17 protein-coding genes are annotated in these 19,857 nt (G+C 55.8%); 8 read left to right on the top strand and 9 right to left on the bottom strand.

Going from position 1 to position 19,857, the window contains the following annotated elements; all coding sequences use genetic code 11:
- Nucleotides 1-30: 30 nt before the first annotated feature.
- Complete coding sequence (locus tag ACZ5FM_RS13185) at nt 31-1,539, bottom strand: TRAP transporter large permease (protein ID WP_192488058.1); 1,509 nt, start codon at nt 1,537-1,539, stop codon at nt 31-33.
- Between the two features lie 26 nt (nt 1,540-1,565).
- On the bottom strand, nt 1,566-2,105 hold the full coding sequence (locus ACZ5FM_RS13180; protein ID WP_192488059.1) for a TRAP transporter small permease subunit: 540 nt from the start codon (nt 2,103-2,105) through the stop codon (nt 1,566-1,568).
- A gap of 349 nt (nt 2,106-2,454) precedes the next feature.
- On the opposite strand from ACZ5FM_RS13180, the gene ACZ5FM_RS13175 reads away from it, so the two are divergent.
- The 4 genes from ACZ5FM_RS13175 to ACZ5FM_RS13160 all read left to right on the top strand — a co-directional run bounded on the left by ACZ5FM_RS13175 (nt 2,455) and on the right by ACZ5FM_RS13160 (nt 5,802).
- Complete coding sequence (locus ACZ5FM_RS13175; RefSeq protein ID WP_192488060.1) at nt 2,455-2,679, top strand: aa3-type cytochrome c oxidase subunit IV; 225 nt, start codon at nt 2,455-2,457, stop codon at nt 2,677-2,679.
- Between the two features lie 140 nt (nt 2,680-2,819).
- A complete protein-coding gene (locus ACZ5FM_RS13170) occupies nt 2,820-3,971 on the top strand; it encodes a Re/Si-specific NAD(P)(+) transhydrogenase subunit alpha (RefSeq protein WP_312945778.1) in 1,152 nt (383 codons plus the stop codon).
- Entirely contained in the window at nt 3,971-4,390 is a 420-nt protein-coding gene (locus ACZ5FM_RS13165) for a proton-translocating transhydrogenase family protein (protein WP_192488062.1), read from the top strand. The genes ACZ5FM_RS13170 and ACZ5FM_RS13165 overlap by 1 nt, the downstream gene beginning before the upstream one ends.
- Nucleotides 4,391-4,401: 11 nt before the next feature.
- Nucleotides 4,402-5,802, top strand: a complete 1,401-nt coding sequence (locus ACZ5FM_RS13160) for an NAD(P)(+) transhydrogenase (Re/Si-specific) subunit beta (RefSeq protein WP_192488063.1) — start codon at nt 4,402-4,404, stop codon at nt 5,800-5,802.
- A 154-nt stretch (nt 5,803-5,956) separates the two neighbouring features.
- Here ACZ5FM_RS13160 and ACZ5FM_RS13155 read toward each other — a convergent pair whose 3' ends face one another.
- Both ACZ5FM_RS13155 and rpsU read right to left on the bottom strand, forming a co-directional pair.
- Complete coding sequence (locus tag ACZ5FM_RS13155; RefSeq protein ID WP_371815298.1) at nt 5,957-6,835, bottom strand: tetratricopeptide repeat protein; 879 nt, start codon at nt 6,833-6,835, stop codon at nt 5,957-5,959.
- A 133-nt stretch (nt 6,836-6,968) separates the two neighbouring features.
- Nucleotides 6,969-7,196 (bottom strand): 30S ribosomal protein S21, encoded by a 228-nt coding sequence (rpsU, locus tag ACZ5FM_RS13150; RefSeq protein WP_192488065.1) that lies wholly within the window; start codon nt 7,194-7,196, stop codon nt 6,969-6,971.
- 341 nt (nt 7,197-7,537) lie between these two features.
- Here rpsU and ACZ5FM_RS13145 point away from each other — a divergent pair, with 341 nt between their 5' ends.
- From ACZ5FM_RS13145 to ACZ5FM_RS13130, 4 genes are read left to right on the top strand one after another with little or no spacing between them, the layout of a single operon-like run.
- A complete protein-coding gene (locus ACZ5FM_RS13145) occupies nt 7,538-8,791 on the top strand; it encodes a sarcosine oxidase subunit beta family protein (RefSeq protein ID WP_464038906.1) in 1,254 nt (417 codons plus the stop codon).
- Between the two features lie 17 nt (nt 8,792-8,808).
- Complete coding sequence (locus tag ACZ5FM_RS13140; RefSeq protein WP_259142701.1) at nt 8,809-9,129, top strand: sarcosine oxidase subunit delta; 321 nt, start codon at nt 8,809-8,811, stop codon at nt 9,127-9,129.
- Nucleotides 9,126-12,119, top strand: a complete 2,994-nt coding sequence (locus tag ACZ5FM_RS13135) for a sarcosine oxidase subunit alpha (RefSeq protein ID WP_464038905.1) — start codon at nt 9,126-9,128, stop codon at nt 12,117-12,119. The genes ACZ5FM_RS13140 and ACZ5FM_RS13135 overlap by 4 nt, the downstream gene beginning before the upstream one ends.
- Entirely contained in the window at nt 12,112-12,666 is a 555-nt protein-coding gene (locus tag ACZ5FM_RS13130; RefSeq protein WP_464038904.1) for a sarcosine oxidase subunit gamma, read from the top strand. The genes ACZ5FM_RS13135 and ACZ5FM_RS13130 overlap by 8 nt, the downstream gene beginning before the upstream one ends.
- A 103-nt stretch (nt 12,667-12,769) precedes the next feature.
- On the opposite strand, the gene ACZ5FM_RS13125 is transcribed toward ACZ5FM_RS13130, so the two are convergent.
- The 5 genes from ACZ5FM_RS13125 to glgC all read right to left on the bottom strand — a co-directional run bounded on the left by ACZ5FM_RS13125 (nt 12,770) and on the right by glgC (nt 19,830).
- Nucleotides 12,770-13,258 (bottom strand): MaoC family dehydratase, encoded by a 489-nt coding sequence (locus ACZ5FM_RS13125; RefSeq protein ID WP_259142709.1) that lies wholly within the window; start codon nt 13,256-13,258, stop codon nt 12,770-12,772.
- 143 nt (nt 13,259-13,401) lie between these two features.
- Nucleotides 13,402-15,384, bottom strand: coding sequence for a glycogen debranching protein GlgX (gene glgX / locus ACZ5FM_RS13120; RefSeq protein ID WP_464038903.1), 1,983 nt, complete (start codon nt 15,382-15,384; stop codon nt 13,402-13,404).
- A gap of 106 nt (nt 15,385-15,490) precedes the next feature.
- Complete coding sequence (locus tag ACZ5FM_RS13115) at nt 15,491-17,119, bottom strand: alpha-D-glucose phosphate-specific phosphoglucomutase (protein ID WP_312945771.1); 1,629 nt, start codon at nt 17,117-17,119, stop codon at nt 15,491-15,493.
- 3 nt (nt 17,120-17,122) lie between these two features.
- Complete coding sequence (gene glgA / locus ACZ5FM_RS13110) at nt 17,123-18,562, bottom strand: glycogen synthase GlgA (protein ID WP_464038902.1); 1,440 nt, start codon at nt 18,560-18,562, stop codon at nt 17,123-17,125.
- A gap of 5 nt (nt 18,563-18,567) precedes the next feature.
- Entirely contained in the window at nt 18,568-19,830 is a 1,263-nt protein-coding gene (gene glgC / locus ACZ5FM_RS13105) for a glucose-1-phosphate adenylyltransferase (protein WP_259142766.1), read from the bottom strand.
- Nucleotides 19,831-19,857: the final 27 nt, after the last annotated feature.

The following is a 19,857-nucleotide window of genomic DNA, read 5'->3' as shown; positions in this document are numbered from 1 at the left end:
GCCAGAGCGATCTGGCGGGGTTTTTGATTGTTATTGGATCTTGGGTGGTTCGCTAAGATTTGGCATTCCCGGTAATCCACCACCCTGGCCGCCACCCGGTTGAGCTGGCGCACCATCCATTGGCGGCAGGCCGAAGTTCGGCATGGTGTTGCCACCCTGATTGCCGAAGGCGGGCACTTCGATCTTGATCGAATTCAGGTCGACTTCAGGTGCCTTGTCCAGCCAATAGGTCACGGATTCGGGCCAGAAGATCACGATGGCGACGAGGATCAGTTGCATGCCGAGCCACGGTATCGCCCCCATGTAAATATCTGACGTCTTGACCGATCTCGGCGCGATACTGCGAAGGTAAAACAGTGCAAACCCGAAGGGCGGGTGCATGAAGCTGGTCTGCATGTTGATGCAGATCAGGACGCCGAACCAGATCAGGTCGATGCCGAGCGACTGTGCAACCGGTGCCAGCATCGGGATAACGATGAAGGCGATCTCGAAGAAATCGAGGAAGAAGGCGAGGAAGAAGATGAAGATGTTGACGAAGATCAGGAAGCCGATCGGGCCGCCTGGAATGCCGGACAATAAGTGTTCGATCCACAACGAACCATCCATGCCCTGAAACACCAAGCTGAAGCAGGTCGCACCCACCAGAATGAACACCACCATGGAGGTGATGTGCATGGTGGAGTGCATGCCCTGCTTGACGAGATCCCAGGTCAGGCGGCGATGGCCTGCAGCCAGTGCCAGCGCACCGACAACACCAAGCGCACCGGCTTCGGTCGGTGTGGCAAGGCCGAGGAACAGCGTTCCCAGAACCAGGAAGATCAGCACGATGGATGGGATCATGCCGCCGAGCACCTTGAGGACGAGGGCGCGGTTCAACTCGCCACGCGCTTCCGGAGGCAGGGCTGGCACATCCTTCGGGCGAACGAGCGACAAGATGAAGATGAACAGCAGGAAGATACCGACCTGAAGGAAGGATGGTCCGATAGCACCCAGATACATGTCGCCAACCGACTTGCCGAGCTGATCAGCCAGAACGATCAGCACGAGCGATGGCGGGATAACCTGGGTGATGGTGCCGGAGGCGGCAATAACACCCGTGGCAAGGCGTGGGCTGTAGCCGTATTTCAGCATGATCGGCAGTGAAATGACACCCATGGTGATAACCGAGGCAGCAACCGTACCGGTTATGGCGCCGAGAATGGCACCCACGACAATAACCGCGTAGGCCAGACCGCCGGGAACGGCGCCGAACAGTTTTCCGGTGCCTTCCAGCAAATCCTCCGCCAGACCGCATCGTTCGAGAATTGCTCCCATGAAGGTGAAGAACGGAATAGCCAGCAGTAGATCGTTCGACACGATGCCAAAGATGCGCAGTGGCAGAGCCTGCAGAAACGCTGGTGAAAAATGCTCGGTGAAAATACCGATGACGCCAAACATCAGGCCGACGGTTGCGAGCGAAAAGGCCACAGGAAAACCGTACAGCATGAAAATGACCATGCTGACGAACATGAGTGGCGGCAGAATACCGTATTCGAACATGTTTTAAGTCCCCGTTCCCGACGCCGTTATTGAAGTGGTTTTTCGTATTTGGTGTCGAGTGCCACCAAACCGGCAAGAGCGCCGAAACGCTTGATCAGTTCCGACAGACCCTGAAGGAACAGCAGCGCAAAACCTGCAACGATAATGAGTTTGACCGGCCAGCGGATAAGACCACCGGCATTCGAGGACATTTCACCCTGGTGGAAGGACAGGGCAAACATCGGCCAGCTGAGCCACATCAGGTAGAAGCAGGCGGGAAGAAGGAAAAGCGTGATGCCGATAATATCGACCCAGATACGGGCACGCGATGAAATCGAACCGTAGATGATGTCGACACGGACGTGCTCGTTCATGCGCAGTGTATAGGACGCCCCGATCAACACGATGAACCCGAACATGTACCACTGGATTTCAAGCCAGCCATTGGAGCTGTAGTTGAAGATGTAACGCACAAGGGCGTTGATGGCACTGACGAGGCAGCATATCAGAACGAGGTAACCTGAAACCTTGCCAAGAAACTCACTGATCGCATCGATCACCGTGCTCAGCTTCAATAGAGCTGTCATTATTCTCCCCCCTCTTGTCGTCTTTTCGTCCCTGATCCGACTCCAAGGCTATATTTATTGATTTTGCCACGCATCGTATCCTGCCCTTAAGCGGGCAGCGAAAAAGCCATTTAAATTTCTGTATGTGTTGTAATGTTGAAATGCAACGGTCCTGACATGCGTCAATAGTAGTGCTTTGTGCATTTATATCGATTTGATGCGGCATCACGTCCATTGCGCAGTTTAGTTGCTTTGTGTTAGGTCTCGGCGTGGAGAGAGAGCCGTAAAGGTCACGTATTCCGGCGTTTTATTGCGTATCGCGCTTCAAAAAGCGTCTGTTCCTTTACGGATTTTTGGAAGGGAAATTACCATGAGCGAACATCATACCGGACCTGTCGAAGTCGGCGCGCCGATGAACTATGCAGAGCACGAAAAAACCTACAATCTTTTTCTAAGCGCGACCAAACTGGGTACCATTGCGCTTTGCGCATTGATGATCGCCATGGCCGCAGGGTTCTTCACCACTGCCGGCTTTTTCGGCGGATTTATTGTGTTCGTCGTTCTGCTTGTAGCGGGCACAATTATCCTGCGCTGATATTTCGTCAGCAATCTGATTGGTCGAAGCCATCCTGCTGGAGATCACCGTCTCCACCGGGCTGTATTGCCGTGAAATTTAATGGATGGAACATGCCGGGCGCATCTCCGGATTTTCCAGTGATCTAAGGAGAGTCTGCGTTGAGCAGTGTGGTATTTGTGGCGAAGGAAACCTCGCCGGACGAACCGCGTGTTGCCGCTTCGGCGGAAACCGTCAAAAAGATGATCGGCCTCGGACTTGAGGTTGTTGTCGAAGCCGGGGCAGGTCTGCTGTCACGTATTCCCGATGCGGACTACGAAAAAGCCGGAGCGAAAATCGGCAAGGCAACCGACGCCAAAACCGCCGATGTCATTTTGAAAGTTCGTCGCCCGGTGGACAAGGAAATCAAGTCCATAAAGCAGGGCGCTATCGTCATTGCCATCATGGACCCCTACGGCAACGAAGAAGCGTTGGCTGCTCTGGCGAAAGCTGGCGCCACGACATTCGCCATGGAACTGATGCCGCGTATCACCCGTGCCCAGTCGATGGACGTTCTGTCGTCGCAGGCCAACCTGGCCGGTTATCAGGCGGTTATTGATGCGGCTGGTGAATACGACCGCGCCATGCCGATGATGATGACCGCTGCCGGTACCGTGCCAGCCGCCAAGGTGTTCGTGATGGGTGCCGGTGTTGCCGGTCTTCAGGCCATCGCGACGGCACGCCGTCTGGGTGCTGTGGTTTCGGCCACCGACGTACGCCCGGCTGCCAAGGAGCAGGTTGCGTCCCTCGGTGCCAAGTTCATCGCCGTTGAAGACGACGAGTTCAAGGCCGCCGAGACCGCTGGCGGTTACGCCAAGCAGATGTCGGCTGAATATCAGGCCAAGCAGGCCGCTCTGGTTGCCGAACATATTGCCAAGCAGGATATCGTCATCACGACAGCACTTATTCCGGGCCGTCCGGCACCGAAGCTTGTTTCGCGCGCGATGCTGGCCTCCATGCGTTCCGGTTCGATTGCCGTTGATCTTGCTGTCGAGCGTGGTGGCAACGTGGAAGGTGTTGAGGCCGGAAAGGTTGTCTATGTCGAGGGCGTCAAGGTCATCGGTTACAGCAACGTCGCGGGCCGGGTAGCGGCATCGGCGTCGCTGCTTTACGCAAAGAACCTGCTGACATTTCTGGAGACGATGATCTCAAAGGAAACCAAGCAACTTGCCCTGAACACGGAAGACGAACTGGTCAAAGCAACCATGCTGACGCATGGCGGCGCCGTCGTTCATCCGAATTTCGGTGGCGTCAAGAATGAAGGAGCCGCATGATGGCGAATGAAGTTTTGAACAAGGCTCTTGATGGGCTGGATCAGGCTGTCGAAGCGGTCAAGGCTGCAGCGGCGCAAACGCCTGATGTTGTGGACGCTGTCGGTTTGGCGGCGCACGGTGTCTCCGGCGGCGCAATCGATCCCTTCGTATTCCGTCTGGCTATTTTCGTGCTGTCGATCTTCGTCGGTTATTACGTCGTGTGGTCGGTAACGCCTGCACTGCACACACCGCTTATGGCTGTCACCAACGCGATCTCTTCTGTAATCGTGGTCGGTGCATTGCTTGCCGTGGGCATTTCCACCTCCGGTCTTGCGACCGGTTTTGGTTTCGTGGCGCTGGTCCTCGTATCGGTCAACATTTTTGGTGGCTTCCTCGTCACCAGCCGCATGCTCGCCATGTACAAGAAAAAAGATAAGTGAGGGCTGCCTGAATGTCCCAAAATTTTGCTGCCTTCCTCTACCTCGTTTCGGGCGTGCTGTTCATCATGGCACTGCGCGGCCTCTCGCATCCTGCCACCAGCCGCAAGGGTAACCTGTATGGCATGGTCGGTATGGCAATCGCCATCGGCACAACGCTGCTTCTGGCAACGCCGTCCTTCGGTGGTCTGGTGCTGATCATCCTCGGTCTTGCCATTGGTGGTGGTGCCGGTGCCTATATTGCCCGCACAATCCCGATGACGTCGATGCCGCAGCTGGTCGCCGGTTTTCACTCGTTGGTTGGTCTTGCAGCTGTGCTGGTGGCAGCTGCTGCCATCTACACGCCGTCATCCTTTGGCATTGGCGAACTTGGTTCGATCCATGCGCAGGCACTGATTGAAATGTCGCTTGGTGTGGCAATTGGTGCCATCACCTTTACCGGCTCGATCATTGCCTATCTGAAACTTGATGGTCGCATGTCGGGCAAGCCGATCATGCTGCCGATGCGCCATGTCATCAACGCATCGATCTTCGCGGCCATTGTCGTGCTGATCGGCATTCTGGTTGCTACCGAAAGCCACTTTGTCTTCTGGCTGATCGTTGCCCTGTCGCTGGTTTTCGGTGTTCTGCTGATCATCCCGATCGGTGGCGCGGATATGCCTGTGGTCGTGTCGATGCTGAACTCCTATTCGGGCTGGGCTGCAGCCGGTATCGGCTTTACGCTCGGCAATCTGGCGCTGATCATCACCGGTGCACTGGTTGGTTCTTCGGGTGCGATCCTGTCCTACATCATGTGTAAGGGTATGAACCGCTCGTTCATCTCGGTTATTCTGGGTGGCTTCGGCGGTGAAGCAGCTGCCGCCACCGCTGACGATGGCGTTCAACGCACCGTCAAGCAGGGTTCTGCTGACGATGCGGCTTACCTGATGGCCAATGCATCCAAGGTTATCATCGTGCCGGGTTACGGCATGGCGGTAGCACAGGCACAACATGCGCTACGTGAAATGGCCGATACGCTGAAGAAGAACGGCGTTGAAGTGAAATACGCAATTCACCCTGTTGCCGGTCGTATGCCTGGCCACATGAACGTGCTGCTGGCCGAGGCCAATGTGCCTTACGATGAAGTGTTCGAGCTGGAAGACATCAACTCCGAATTCGCACAGGCCGACGTGGCCTATGTGATCGGAGCGAATGATGTGACCAACCCGGCTGCGCGTGACGACAAGACCTCTCCGATTTACGGCATGCCGATCCTTGACGTCGACAAGGCAAAGACCTGCCTTTTCGTGAAGCGTTCGCTTGGTTCCGGTTATGCCGGTATCGACAACACGCTGTTCTATAAGGACGGCACGATGATGTTGCTTGGCGACGCCAAGAAGGTAACGGAAGAAATCGTCAAGGCCATGAACCACTAATCATCGGCTTGAGGTTTGTTTTGAAGGGCGCGTGCAGCAGTGCACGCGCCCTTTTTTTGTCTTGCGTCGTGCAGAGTTAGCGACGGTATGGAATGCAAAAAAGCCGGAAGGTTTCCCTTCCGGCTTTCGATCATGATTATGTGAGGCTCGAGCTTTATGCGCCGCCGCGAGTACGGGCAACGCCGTCAAGTGCCGGCTTGTATTTGGGATCAAGACGCGCTGCGTGCGAATAGGACTTTGCCGCCTTTGCCGTCTCATTACGACGCTCATAGACCAAAGCCTGGTTTGCCCAGGATTCTGCAATCTTGTCGTCCAACGCAATGGCTGTGTTGAAGTCGGCAAACGCGTTTTCATCGTCGTTGAGGGCGATGTAGGAAATACCGCGACCGTTATATGGCTCTGGCGAGCTTGGCGACAGCGAGATGGCCTTCGAGAAATCTTCGATTGCCTGCGCATGCTGGTTTCGGAGCTGATAGATCAGACCACGGTTATGCCAGGCGCGACCATCTGTGGTTTCAAGCTGGATCGCCCGGCTGAAATCGTTGAAAGCCTCATTGGTGCGGCCGGTCTGACGGTAGAGGTTACCTCTGCCGATATAGGCCACGTCATAGGATGCGTTGATCTGCAGGGCGGCGTTGTAATCGGCAAGTGCCTGCGCCTGCTGCCCCATGTTGCGGTTGACCAGCGCGCGGTTGGCATAAGCCTGGTAAAAGCGCGGGTTCAACTGGATGGCGCGGTCGAAGTCGGCCAGCGCACGGCGGAAATCACCAGCGCGGCCGTAAGCGGAGCCACGCACATTATAGCCTTCCGGATCCTGCGGGTTCGAACTGATAACCGATGACAGGGAGGCGATGTTTTCACTGGAGCCCTGAGCACGATCCAGACGAATGGCGTCAGATGGCTGAGTGGTTGTGGCGCAGCCGGAGAGGCCGGCAACTAGCAAGCAGGCCATGATCGGGAACAGTGCCGATGTCTTGTGCTTATCAACCACGTTGCGCCGCAGGGTGTTGGAACGAGCGGTTGCACAATTCATGTCGGCGATCATCTGGTGTCTTTTCCCTTAAAGGCCTGGCACTCAACTATGCTTGAGGCCGTAAACTGAAAAAGCGGCGGCGAAAAATCGCCCCCGCCCAACAAGCATTCAAAAACGTCGAAAAGACGACCGCTTAGCGAGCCGCACGGGCGCCAGCAACCAGGCCTTCGCGCTGTGCACGCTTGCGTGCGAGCTTGCGAACGCGGCTAATTGCTTCAGCCTTTTCGCGAACACGCTTCTCGGATGGCTTCTCGAAATGGTCGCGCATCTTCATTTCGCGGAAGACGCCTTCGCGCTGCAATTTCTTCTTCAGAACGCGTAGCGCCTGATCGACATTATTGTCGCGGACTAGTACCTGCACGTGTATCCCGTTCCTTTGTTTGGTTCTTAGAGCCGAAGACGAATGGCATCCTCAGGCAAACAAAATATCGTTCGTTGGCCAGACGGCCACGCGATTGGTGTCGTGCAATATCAGATGATCTGCAGAAAGTCTAGCCGTTAACCTTGACGGCGCGTCAAAAAGCCCGGCTGCGCCGACATCAGGCAAATCAACAGCGCTGCCTTAATACAACGAATATGTTGCTTCATGTCAAAACATCGTGTGTCATGCGTCGCAAAGTGGACGATACGCCATGTCGCGATTTGTCATGTGTATGGTGCGCCGAAAACTCTACCGGTCCTTCCAAGGGAGTCTGAAATCACATGCGGAAATATTCGGTTTTTGCCGTGGCCCGCGAGGCATTACGCGGTCACAAGGGCTGGGACGCCCAGTGGGTGTCGCCCGAACCTCGCAGTGAATACGACGTCATTATCATCGGCGGCGGCGGGCATGGTCTTGGGGCAGCTTATTATCTGGCCAAGGAGCACGGCATTACCAATGTTGCCGTTCTGGAAAAAGGCTGGCTGGGTGGGGGCAACAGTGGACGTAACACCACCATCATCCGCTCCAACTATCTCTACGAAGAGAGCATGGACATTTTCGAGCATTCCCTGAAACTGTGGGAAGGCTTGAGCCAGGAATTGAACTACAACGTCATGTATTCGCCACGCGGCGTGATGATGTTGTCGCATAACATCCATGACATGCAGTCGTTCAAACGTCACATCAATGCCAACCGTCTTTATGGCATTGATAATGAGTGGCTGACACCGGAACAGGCCAAGGCCTATTGCCCGCCACTCGATATCTCCGGCACAGCCCGTTACGCGATCAATGGTGCTGCCTTGCAGCGCCGCGGCGGTACGGCCCGTCATGACGCGGTCAACTGGGGTTATGCGCGTGCTGCCTCCGACCGGGGTGTCCATATCATTCAGAATTGCGAAGTGACCGCCATCCGGCGCGGGCCTGACGGTGCGGTGACCGGGGTTGAGACGAACCGTGGATTTATCGGTGCGAAAAAGATTGGCGTATCGGCGGCCGGGCATTCCTCTGTCGTCATGTCGATGGCTGATGTGCGGGTGCCGCTTGAAAGCCAGCCGCTACAGGCGCTGGTGTCCGAACCGCTCAAGCCCATCATTCCATGCGTGATCATGTCCAATACGGTGCATGCCTATATCTCCCAATCCGATAAGGGAGAGTTGGTAATCGGTGCTGGAACGGACCAGTACACATCCTATTCGCAGACCGGTGGATTGCAGATCATCACCCACACGCTGGATGCGATTTGTGAGCTTTTCCCGGTTCTGCGTCGCGTCAAGATGATGCGCCAGTGGGGTGGCATTACGGACAACACACCCGATCGTTCCGCCATCCAGAGCGTGACGCCGGTGCCAAACCTCTTTGTCAATTGCGGCTGGGGTACCGGCGGCTTCAAGGCGACGCCGGGTTCAGCGCATCTGTTTGCGCATCTGATTGCACGAGGAGAACCGCACCGCCTGGCCGCCGGGTTGACGCTCGACCGTTTCCGCTCCGGCCGACTGATCGATGAAGCTGCCGCTGCGGCTGTTGCGCACTAAGGCCTGAGGATTAAACCATGCTGATTATTCGTTGCCCTTATTGCGAAGATGACCGTTCCGAACTGGAGTTTCGCTGGGCGGGTGAGGCGCATATTGCGCGCCCTGAAAACATTGCCGAGATTTCCGATGAGGCTTTTTCGGAGTTCTTTTTCATGCGTGACAATACCAAGGGGCTGATTTTTGAGCGCTGGCGCCACATTCATGGCTGCGGTCGTTTTTTCAATGCAGCCCGGCACACGGTCAGTGACAGAATTTACCTGACTTACAAGGCAGGTGAACCGAAGCCTGATGCCGATGCCATTCTTGAAACTGCCAGTGATAAAGGAGCGTCGAAATGAGCGGCGCATATCGTATTGCCGGAGTGGGGCGTCTAACGCCTGCACGCACTGCCCGTTTTACCTTTGACGGGAAGATTTACACGGCGCTTGAAGGTGACACGGTGGCCGCAGCATTGCTGGCCAATGGTGTTCACCTGATTGGTCGTTCGTTCAAATATCACCGGCCACGCGGTTTTCTTTCGGCAGGTCCGGAAGAGCCCAATGCCTTGATTGATGTGTCGCGTGACGCTGGCCGTCGCCAGCCAAACGTGCGCGCCACGGTGCAGGAAGTATTCGACGGTGCCATCATCCGTTCGCAAAATCGCTTCCCAACCCTGTCTTTTGACGTTGGAGCGATCAACGATCTGTTTTCACCGTTTTTTGCCGCCGGTTTTTACTACAAGACCTTCATGTGGCCAAAGAGCTTCTGGCACAAGATTTACGAGCCGGTCATTCGCCGGGCTGCCGGTCTTGGCGTGGTGCCAGATGAGGCGGATGCCGATCACTATGCCACCCGCTACGCGCATTGTGATGTGCTTGTGGCTGGCGGTGGCGCTGCGGGTCTGACGGCGGCACTTGCTGCTGCCCGCACCGGTGCCAATGTGATCCTTGCGGATGAGCAACCGGAGGCCGGTGGCGCCCTGCATTTCGACAAGGGTGCAATTATCGATGGCATGGAAGGATATGACTGGGCGCAGGCAACCATCGCCAAGTTGAGAGCCATGCCAAATGTGCGGATCTTGCCGCGCACCACCGTGTTTGGATATTACAATCACAACTTCCTTGGGCTTGCGGAACGGTTGAGCGACCATTTGGTGCTGCCGGAAAAGGCGCAGCCGCGTGAGCGTCTGTGGCAGGTTCGCGCCAAGCAGGTTGTTCTGGCGACAGGCTCCATCGAACGTCATATGGTGTTTGCCAATAATGACCGACCCGGCATCATGCTGGCATCGGCAGGGCGCACCTATCTCAACCATTATGGTGTGGCGGTCGGTCACAAGGTGGGCGTCTATACCGCCCATGATTCTGCCTATGAAACGGCCTTTGATCTGAAAAAGGCTGGCGTCGAGATTGCCGCTATTGTCGACTGCCGCGATAACCCGGCTGAAAGTCTGTTGGCTGAGGCCCGTTCGCTCGGCATCACAGTCCTGACTGGTCATAGTGTTTTCAACACATCGGGACGTCTGCGGGTGTCGTCGATAACGGTCGGTCGCAACGGCGGTGCGTCCAAGCGCAAGATTTCGGTTGATGCTCTGCTGGTTTCGGCTGGCTGGACGCCTTCAGTACATCTGTTCTCGCAATCACGCGGCAAGCTGCGGTTCGATGCGCAGAATGATCGTTTCCTGCCTGATGTCCACGTGCAGGACTGTATTTCCGTTGGTACCTGCAATGGCACGGATGATATGGAAGCACTGATTGCCGAGGCACTTGCGGCCGGTGAAAATGCCGCAAAAGCGGCCGGTGCCGCCGAGGATGCCGATGTCTACTTCACTGGCAGCAACTCGCGCGACTGGACCGGTGGCATGATCGGGGCGGCGGAAGGTGCAGGGGAAGATAGCGGCGTCAAAGCCTTTATCGACTTCCAGCACGATGTATGCGCCAAGGATATTCGCCTTGCGGTGCGTGAAGGCATGCACTCCATCGAACATATCAAGCGCTTCACGACGAACGGCATGGCTTCTGATCAGGGCAAGCTCTCCAACATGCATGGTCTTGCCATTGCTGCTGAAGCACTGGGTCGCGACCTGCCGAAAGTGGGACTGACCACCTTCCGTGCGCCCTATACGCCGGTGACCTTCGGCACGCTGGTCAACCACTCGCGTGGCCATCTGTTTGATCCGACGCGCAAGACACCGATGCATGCGCTTGAAGAGGCTGCCGGTGCGGTGTTTGAAGATGTCGGCAACTGGAAACGTGCGTGGTTTTTCCCGCGAGCCGGTGAAAACATGCATGAAGCGGTCAACCGCGAATGCAAGACCGCCCGTGACAAGGTCGGCGTGTTTGATGCTTCAACCCTTGGCAAGATCGAGGTTGTTGGGCCGGATGCCGCAAAGTTCCTCAATCTGATGTACACCAATGCCTGGGACACGCTGAAACCGGGCAAATGCCGTTACGGCATTATGACCCGCGAAGATGGCTTTGTGTATGATGATGGTGTTGTCGGGCGCATTGCGGAAGACCGTTTCCATGTGACGACGACAACAGGTGGCGCGCCACGCGTGTTGCACCATATGGAAGATTATCTGCAAACTGAATTCCCGCATCTGAATGTCTGGCTGACATCGACCACCGAACAATGGGCGGTCATTGCAGTGCAGGGACCAAAGGCGCGGGAGGTGATTGAGCCGTTTGTTGAGGGCATTGATATTTCCAACGAAGCCTTCCCGCATATGAGTGTTGCGGAAGGCAAGTTCTGCGGTGTGCCAACCCGGTTGTTCCGTGTGTCGTTCACCGGTGAACTTGGTTTCGAAATCAACGTTCCCGCTGACTTCGGACCGGCGGTCTGGCAGGCCGTTCGTAAACGGGCAGAAGCGGCGGGTGGTTGCCTGTACGGTACGGAAACCATGCATATTCTGCGCGCCGAAAAGGGGTACATCATCGTCGGTCAGGATACTGACGGCACAGTGACACCTGACGATGCGGGTCTATCCTGGGCAGTTTCCAAAAAGAAGACGGACTTCGTCGGTATTCGCGGGTTGAAACGACCAGATCTCGTACGGTCTGGACGCAAGCAATTGGTCGGGCTTTTGAGCAAGGAACCGACCATCGTACCGGAAGAGGGCGGGCAAATTGTTGCCGATCCCAACCAGCCCAAACCGATGACCATGCTCGGTCATGTCACCTCTGCCTACTGGTCGGAAAATCTCGGTCGTTCCATCGCGTTCGGCCTGGTGGTGGATGGCCATAAGCGGGTGGGCGAGACGCTTTATATCCCTCTGGTCGACAGAACGATTGCCGTTGAAGTCACCGATATGGTGTTCTTTGACAAGGAAGGAGGCCGCATCCATGGTTGATACGATTGAAGCAACAAGAACACAGCCGAATGCCAGCTTCAGGCGTGTTAAGGGCAGCGTTTCCATCGAACAGGCGGCATTTGCATCACGCATCTCGCTGCGTGCCAAGGAAGATGCGGCTGGTCCTCTGTCCACGGCACTTGGTCTTGTGCTGCCAACCAGACCCAAAACATCCAGCGTGTCCGGACTGCGTTCAGCATTGTGGCTCGGGCCGGATGAGTGGCTGGTGATCGACCAATCAGGCGGAGATCTGGTGGCGGTGTGTGCCACTGTCGATGCCATACATTCGTCTGCTGATATTTCTCACCGCAACACAGCCTTTATTGTGTCAGGTGAGGATGCGGCCGATGTGCTGAATGCAGGCTGCCCGCAGGACCTGTCGCTTGCGGTCTTCCCGGTGGGTGCGGTTTCGCGCACGCTGTTTGGCAAGGCTGAAGTGGTTATCTTCCGCGTGACCGAGGATACGTTTCGGCTGGAATGCTGGCGCTCATTTGCCGAATATGTCGGCGGGTTGCTGGGTGAGGCGGTATCCGAAGTCATATTCTGAGAGTTGACGTGTAAAGCGCGACGGGCTGTTCCGGTCAAAGACCGGGCCAGCCAAATCATTCTGCCGGGGGAACATGAAAATCGGCGTGACCGATTTCATTTTTTCAATCGTCGGTCGGTCTGTCTTTGGGGTCAAACTGAACGATGGTTGTCCATCGCGCGGTCAAGGCAGGTTTCTTTTCGTTTTCGATTTCTACCGAGACATCGTAGCTGGTCATCATCATGGCCGCGCCGCGCAGGCGTGCTTCAACCAGTGTGAAATGTCCACGGATACGAGCACCGCTTTTAACCGGGCTGACAAAGCGAATATTTTCAAAGCCATAGTTGATACCCATGGTCTGTTCGCGGATTTTTGGCAGCGCGCTGTAATTGATGGCAGACAGCAGCGACAGTGTCAGGAAACCATGGGCAATGGTGCCGCCAAACGGGCTTTCAGCCTTGGCGCGGTCCGGGTCTGTGTGAATGAACTGTTCGTCCAGAGTGGCCTTGGCAAAGGCGTCAATCATCGGCTGGTCGACGAGGATCCAGTCCGACACACCGATCTCGCTGCCTACCAGGTCTTTTACGTCTTTTAATGAAATTTCGCGGGTCATAAGATTTTACCAGAAATGGTGAGGTGAAGCACTGCAATGCCTCAGTCTATGTTTGTTGCCTATCTCCCAACAGCGGTATGCAATTTCGGGAGGCGTGCTGCTACATCATAAATGTTCACTTGGTGTGGCAATAACAAGATTTGTCATGGCTGATGATAGAAACCGACGCTGCGGGCAGGCACGGTAGCGCCACCCTCCTCGGCATCACCGCCAACAGACTTCCAACCGCTGCCGGGAAGGATAAAGTTCTGAGGTTCATATCTGCGGTTGAACAGCACGGCGAGACGCGTCGGTTTGCCGGTTTTCAGATCTTTGGTTTTTAACAGCATGGAAAAGGGTGTGCCATCGGCTCTTTCCCAGTCTGCGACGCTCATAGCCACGCCTTCAGGGTTCAACCATTCAACATCCTGATCGCGTCCGGTGAAAAATTCCGTCGAGGAAAAGACACCAAAGCGTTTGCGCAAAAACGACAGGAACGCGGTGTGGGCAACCAGTTCGCTGTTCAGGCCTCTCCAGTCGAGCCAGGTTAGCTCATTGTCCTGCGCATAGGCATTGTTATTGCCCTGCTGCGAGCGTCCACCTTCGTCACCTGCCGTCAGCATGATTGTCCCATGAGTGACAAACAGTGTGGACAACATGGCTTTTACGTCAGCGGCACGTCTTTTAAGTATCTCCGGATCGTCGGTACTGCCTTCTGCACCATTGTTCCACGAGTGGTTTTCATTATGGCCGTCACGGTTTTCTTCGCCGTTTCGCTCATTGTGCTTGCCGGCATAGGAGACGATGTCCATCAGGGTGAAACCATCATGGGCGGCGAGAAAATTGACACTGCGGGTTTCCGTTCCGCTATGGCGTGAAAAAATGCCAGACGAGCCGGCCAGCGCATCGGCCAATGCACCGGTTGTCCACTGGTCGCCACGCCAGTAACGGCGCAGATCATCTCGGGCTCGGTCATTCCATTCCAGATAGGCATCCGGGAAATTGCCGAGTTGATATCCATCCGGTCCGATGTCCCAGGGTTCGGCAATCAGGATGCGATCTTTCAGCAGAGGGTCGTTGTGAATGGCAGCCAGTGTCGGTGATTGCCGTTCAAAACCGGTTTCCGAGCGACCCAGCACCGGCGCCAGATCAAAGCGGAAACCATCTATGCCCGCATGCTGAACGAAATGGCGCAGGCTATCGACAATAAGCCGACGCACCGGCTCGCTGTCGCAGGCAACGGTGTTGCCGGTGCCGGTATCATTGACCAGCACGCCGGGATTGTCTGCTGCGTGGCGATAATGATTGAGATTGTCGAGCCCGCGCAGTGACAGCGTTGTTCCGTGACGATCACTTTCGCCTGTGTGGTTGAACACCAGATCGAGGATGACGCCAATATCCTGTGTATGGAGTGCGGCGACGGTGTCGCGCAGTTCGTTCACACCACCCGGCGCCAGTCGCGGATCAAGCGCCATGAAGGCAACGGGGTTGTAGCCCCAGCCATTGTTCAGGCCGAGAGGCGGCAGATGGCGTTCATCAATCCAAGCGGTGATCGGCATCAGCTCGATGGCATCAACGCCGATATGTTTGAGGTGGGCCACCACCGACGGATGGGCGAGAGCTGCAATCGTACCCCGCTGATGTTCAGGCACGTCAGGATGCAGCATGGTGAAAGGTTTGACGGCAATTTCATAAATGAAACCGCCCTTATTGAAGCGCGGTTTGTCCAGTGTGACGGGCTTGTGCCGTGTCACAACCGATTTTGGTGTGACGAAGGCTGTTTCCAGACCAAAGGTGAACATGCTTGGATGATTGGAAAAGGGACGATCAAGCACGGTCGCGTAAGGATCGACCAGCAGTTTTGTTGGATCGAACCACAGGCCGTGATCGGGTGCATAAACACCGTGTGCCCTGTAGCCATACCGTGCGCCGGGTTTTACCCCTTCTACAAACAGGCGGTGAACATCGTCATCGCCGCGTTCCATCGCCAAGCGGGCGATTTCCTTGTTTCCGGTCTCGTCAAACAGGCACAGTTCAAGTTTGGACGCATATTGCGAGCGGACGGCGAACTCGACGCTATCCTGGAAAAGCTGAGTTCCCCCATGCAAAGCACTGCCGGTGTTGGTGAAAGCGGTGTCATCTGCCATTGGAAGATATTTCCCGAGCTTTTCCTGCGTGGTTTTTAACAGGAAGGTTTCGACCAGCGCGCACGGCTGTGGCACCGCACATCTTACTGTGCGGTGCCTGCTGTTATCAGGTGATAACGGTTGGCTCGGAACGGCCGGTATGGGACTTGATTCCGGCAATGGTATCTGCCACGGAAATCAGGTCGGCCAGAGCTTCCTGCGTGTCAATGGCGTGACGGGCCGGATCAGCCTCGTAACGTTCGACATAAAGGCGCAGCGTTGCACCCGCTGTGCCGGTGCCGGACAGGCGCAGCACGATGCGTGAGCCGCCTTCAAACAGAATACGGATGCCCTGATTTTTGCTGACGGAGTGATCGATCGGATCGTGATAGGCAAAATCATCGGCTGAGGCGACCTTGAGGTTGCCGTAGGATGTGCCCGGGAGTGTGGCCAGCTTTTCGCGCAGTGTCGTTACCAGCGTGTTGGCGGCGGTAGCATCGACCTCTTCATAGTCGTGACGCGAATAGTAGTTGCGACCATATTCGGCCCAGTGTTTCGTCACGATGTCTTTGACGCTTTCCTTGCGGACGGCAACGATGTTGAGCCAGAACAGCACGGCCCAGAGGCCGTCTTTCTCACGTACGTGGTTGGAGCCGGTTCCGAAGCTTTCCTCACCGCATACCGTCACCTTGCCAGCATCCAGCAGGTTGCCGAAGAATTTCCAGCCGGTCGGGGTTTCATACATGCCAAGGCCCAGTTTTTCGGCAACACGATCTGCTGCGGCGCTGGTTGGCATGGAGCGGGCAATACCGGAAATGCCGCCAGCGTAACCGGGTGCCAGTTTGGCATTGGCGGCAATGATGGCGAGGCTGTCGGATGGTGTCACGAACATGCCCTTGCCGACCACCATATTGCGGTCGCCATCGCCGTCCGACGCAGCGCCGAAATCGGGACCTTCTGCGCTCATTACGTCGTCGTAAAGTTCCTTGGCGTGCACGAGGTTCGGGTCAGGATGGTGACCACCAAAGTCAGGCAGAGGAACAGCGTTGCGCACCGAACCCTTTGGTGCACCAAGGCGTTTTTCGAGGATTTCGACCGCATAAGGGCCGGTGACGGCGCTCATGCTGTCGATGATCACGCCGAAGCCGCCAGCAATCAATGTCTTGATCGCGCCAAAATCAAACAGGCTCTCCATCAGTTCGGCATAATCGGCAACGGGGTCAATGACCTCGACGGTCATACCGCCAGCATCGACAGAGCCGATGGCATCCAGATCTATGTCGGCAATATCGGCGATTTTGTAGCTGTCGATAACCTTGGTGCGAGCGAAGATCGCATCGGTAATTTTTTCCGGTGCAGGGCCGCCATTGTCGACATTGTACTTGATGCCAAAATCTTCATCCGGGCCGCCGGGATTGTGGCTTGCGGAAAGAACGATGCCACCGAAGGCGCCGTATTTGCGAATGATGTTAGAAGCGGCCGGCGTGGAGAGAATGCCACCCTTTCCGACCAGAACCTTGCCGAACCCAGCAGCTGCGGCCATTTTGATGGCCTTCTGGATGACTTCGCGGTTGTAGTAACGGCCATCGCCGCCAATCACCAGTGTCTTGCCATTGAAGTTTTCAAGTGAGTCAAAAATGGATTGAATAAAGTTTTCTGCGTAATTTGGTTGCGCGAAGACTTTCACCTTCTTGCGCAGTCCGGACGTGCCGGGTTTCTGATCCTGAAATGGCGTCGTTGCGACGGTCTTGATCATTGTTCAATTGCCTTTCGAAGCAAGACGGGAATAAAGGTTGGCATAAAGGCCTGCACTTTTTTCCCACGATACGTCTGATTTCATGCCCTGTTTCTGGATTTGCGTCCATAGTTTCGGTTCACTGTAGAAGCGCAATGTCTTGCGCAATGCCTGGCGAAGACCGTTGGCCGACACGGGCGAGAACTGAATGCCGGTCGCTGCCTTGGCGGCTAGGGCTGCCGGGTTAGCATCGATAACCGTGTCATTCAGGCCACCCGTACGGGCGACAACGGGCACGCAACCGTAACGAAGGGCATAAAGCTGGGTCAGGCCACAAGGCTCAAAACGGGAAGGGATGATAATGCTGTCGCAACCTGCCTGCATGAGATGTGAAAGTGGTTCATTGTAGCCTATAGCGACGCCTAGGCGGCCATTGTGGCGGGAAGATGCCGCAAGCAGCGCACCTTCCAGTGCGATATCGCCAGCACCCAGCACCACAAGCCGTGCACCCATATCAACGATTTCATCGGCGACTTCGGCCATCAGGTCGATGCCTTTTTGCCAGGTCAGACGGGAAATGATGCACAATAGTGGCGTGTCGTCTTCATCGATGCGAAAGTGCGACGCGACGGCGGCTTTGTTGGCGCTGCGCGCCTTGATGTTTGCCTGGCTGAAATTGTCCGCGATCAAAGTATCGGTGGCTGGGTTCCAAACCTGCGTGTCGATGCCGTTGACGATACCGAACAGGGCATCGGCGCGACTGGCAATTACCCCTTCAAGGCCCATGCCAAATTCTGGTGTGAGGATTTCCTCGGCATAGGATGGGCTGACAGTGCTCAGCGCAGTCGCGGTTTGCAGACCACCTTTCAGGAAACTGACGGAACCGTAATATTCGACAGCCTCCATGAAGGCATGGGCTGGCAGACCCAACTGACTGAAAATAGTGGCGTCGAACTGGCCCTGGAAGGCGATATTATGGATGGTCAGCAGGCTTGGAATTTCCGGTGCCTCACCATATCGCATATAGACCGGTGCCATGGCACCTTGCCAATCATGGGCGTGCAGAATGTCCGGTTGCCAGCCGGGCATTTTTCCGGTGGCGATTTGTGCCGCCGCCAGCGACAGTGCGGCGAAACGTTTCCAGTTATCCTGATAGTCCTTGCCGGTCGCATCAAGATACGGCCCGCCCGAGCGCGCAAACAGGCTGGGTGCGTCCAGCACCAGCAGGTCCAGACCCTCATGCGTAACTTCGAGAATGTTGCCGGTTTCACCCAGCAGATTATCGAAGGTCGCAATCTTGCGAGCATCCTTGATCGCCGACATGACCGGCGGATAGCCCGGAATAAGGGTCTTGGTTTCCACCCCCAGCGATTTGATCGCAAGGGGCAGGGCGCCTGCAACATCCGCAAGGCCACCGGTTTTGATGAGCGGGTAGACTTCGGATGAAACCGAAAGAACTTTCATAGGTGTTACACGTCCAGCTTGTCGATCATGGATTGGGTGATGAGGCATATGCCGTTCTCGGAACGGCGGAAGCGTTTTGCATCCATTTCCGGGTCTTCGCCAACGATCAGACCCTCCGGAATGGTCACGCCATGGTCAATGACCACATTGGTCAAACGCGCATGGCGGCCAATGGTAACCTTCGGAAGAATGATCGCACCTTCAAGACGCGAGTAGGAGTTGGCGCGAACACCTGTGAACAGCAAGCTGCGGTAAAGCGACGAACCGGAGATGATACAATCGCCTGACACCAGCGAGGAAATGGCCGAACCACGACGACCTTCGTCGTCATGGACAAATTTGGCTGGCGGGTTAATCTCCGCATAGGTCCAGATCGGCCATGATTTGTCGTAGATATCCAGTTCCGGCAGAATATCGGTCAGGTCGATATTGGCCTGCCAGTAGGCATCGATCGTGCCAACATCGCGCCAGTAAGGAGCGCGTTCAAAATCGGAACGGACGCAGGATTGCGCAAAACGATGCGCCACGGCCTTACCGTTTTCCACGATATAGGGAATGATATCCTTACCGAAATCGCGGCTGGAATTGGGATCGTCGGCATCGCGACGCAGGCATTCCATCAGGAATTTCGTATGGAAGACGTAAATGCCCATCGAGGCCAGCGCGAAATCCTCGTTGCCGGGAATGCCAGGCGGATCGGCTGGTTTTTCGATGAATGCGCTGATTTCGTCCTTGTCATTAACATGCATGACACCGAAGCCGGTTGCTTCCATGCGCGGCACTTCCATGCAGCCAATGGTGACATCCGCGCCTGAATCGACGTGCTGTTGCAGCATCAATTCATAATCCATCTTGTAAATGTGATCGCCAGCCAGAATGACCATGTATTCAGGTGCATAGGGCTCGATGATGTCGATGTTCTGGAAAACGGCGTCGGCGGTGCCCTCGTACCACTGCGTTTCTGACACGCGCTGGCTGGCCGGCAGAATATCAAAACTTTCGTTTCGTTCCGGACGCAGAAAGTCCCAGCCGCGTTGCAGGTGGCGAATAAGCGAATGGGCCTTGTATTGTGTGGCCACACCAATGCGACGAATACCTGAGTTCAAGGCATTGGACAGTGCAAAATCAATAATGCGGGCTTTGCCGCCAAAATAAACCGCAGGCTTGGCGCGTCGGTCGGTGAGTTCCTTCAAACGGCTTCCACGCCCACCGGCAAGCACATAGGCCATAGCATCGCGTGCCAGAGGCTGTATTCTTTTTTCGCTCATGTTCGTCCTCCCTCATGGGCCTTCATG

The sequence above is a fragment of the Agrobacterium sp. 5Ca50 genome (assembly GCF_055381905.1).
Note: the sequence above shows the minus strand (reverse complement) of the source record. Positions and strands in the feature narration are given on the sequence as shown.

Excerpts from the sequence above, each read along its gene's own strand:
- ACZ5FM_RS13185 (WP_192488058.1), bottom strand. The coding sequence starts at position 1,539 with ATGTTCGAATACGGTATTCTGCCGCCACTCATGTTCGTCAGCATGGTC.
- ACZ5FM_RS13180 (WP_192488059.1), bottom strand. The coding sequence starts at position 2,105 with ATGACAGCTCTATTGAAGCTGAGCACGGTGATCGATGCGATCAGTGAG.
- ACZ5FM_RS13175 (WP_192488060.1), top strand. The coding sequence starts at position 2,455 with ATGAGCGAACATCATACCGGACCTGTCGAAGTCGGCGCGCCGATGAAC.
- ACZ5FM_RS13165 (WP_192488062.1), top strand. The coding sequence starts at position 3,971 with ATGGCGAATGAAGTTTTGAACAAGGCTCTTGATGGGCTGGATCAGGCT.
- ACZ5FM_RS13160 (WP_192488063.1), top strand. The coding sequence starts at position 4,402 with ATGTCCCAAAATTTTGCTGCCTTCCTCTACCTCGTTTCGGGCGTGCTG.
- ACZ5FM_RS13155 (WP_371815298.1), bottom strand. The coding sequence starts at position 6,835 with ATGAATTGTGCAACCGCTCGTTCCAACACCCTGCGGCGCAACGTGGTT.
- ACZ5FM_RS13145 (WP_464038906.1), top strand. The coding sequence starts at position 7,538 with ATGCGGAAATATTCGGTTTTTGCCGTGGCCCGCGAGGCATTACGCGGT.
- ACZ5FM_RS13140 (WP_259142701.1), top strand. The coding sequence starts at position 8,809 with ATGCTGATTATTCGTTGCCCTTATTGCGAAGATGACCGTTCCGAACTG.
- ACZ5FM_RS13135 (WP_464038905.1), top strand. The coding sequence starts at position 9,126 with ATGAGCGGCGCATATCGTATTGCCGGAGTGGGGCGTCTAACGCCTGCA.
- ACZ5FM_RS13130 (WP_464038904.1), top strand. The coding sequence starts at position 12,112 with ATGGTTGATACGATTGAAGCAACAAGAACACAGCCGAATGCCAGCTTC.
- ACZ5FM_RS13125 (WP_259142709.1), bottom strand. The coding sequence starts at position 13,258 with ATGACCCGCGAAATTTCATTAAAAGACGTAAAAGACCTGGTAGGCAGC.
- glgX (WP_464038903.1), bottom strand. The coding sequence starts at position 15,384 with ATGGCAGATGACACCGCTTTCACCAACACCGGCAGTGCTTTGCATGGG.
- ACZ5FM_RS13115 (WP_312945771.1), bottom strand. The coding sequence starts at position 17,119 with ATGATCAAGACCGTCGCAACGACGCCATTTCAGGATCAGAAACCCGGC.
- glgA (WP_464038902.1), bottom strand. The coding sequence starts at position 18,562 with ATGAAAGTTCTTTCGGTTTCATCCGAAGTCTACCCGCTCATCAAAACC.
- glgC (WP_259142766.1), bottom strand. The coding sequence starts at position 19,830 with ATGAGCGAAAAAAGAATACAGCCTCTGGCACGCGATGCTATGGCCTAT.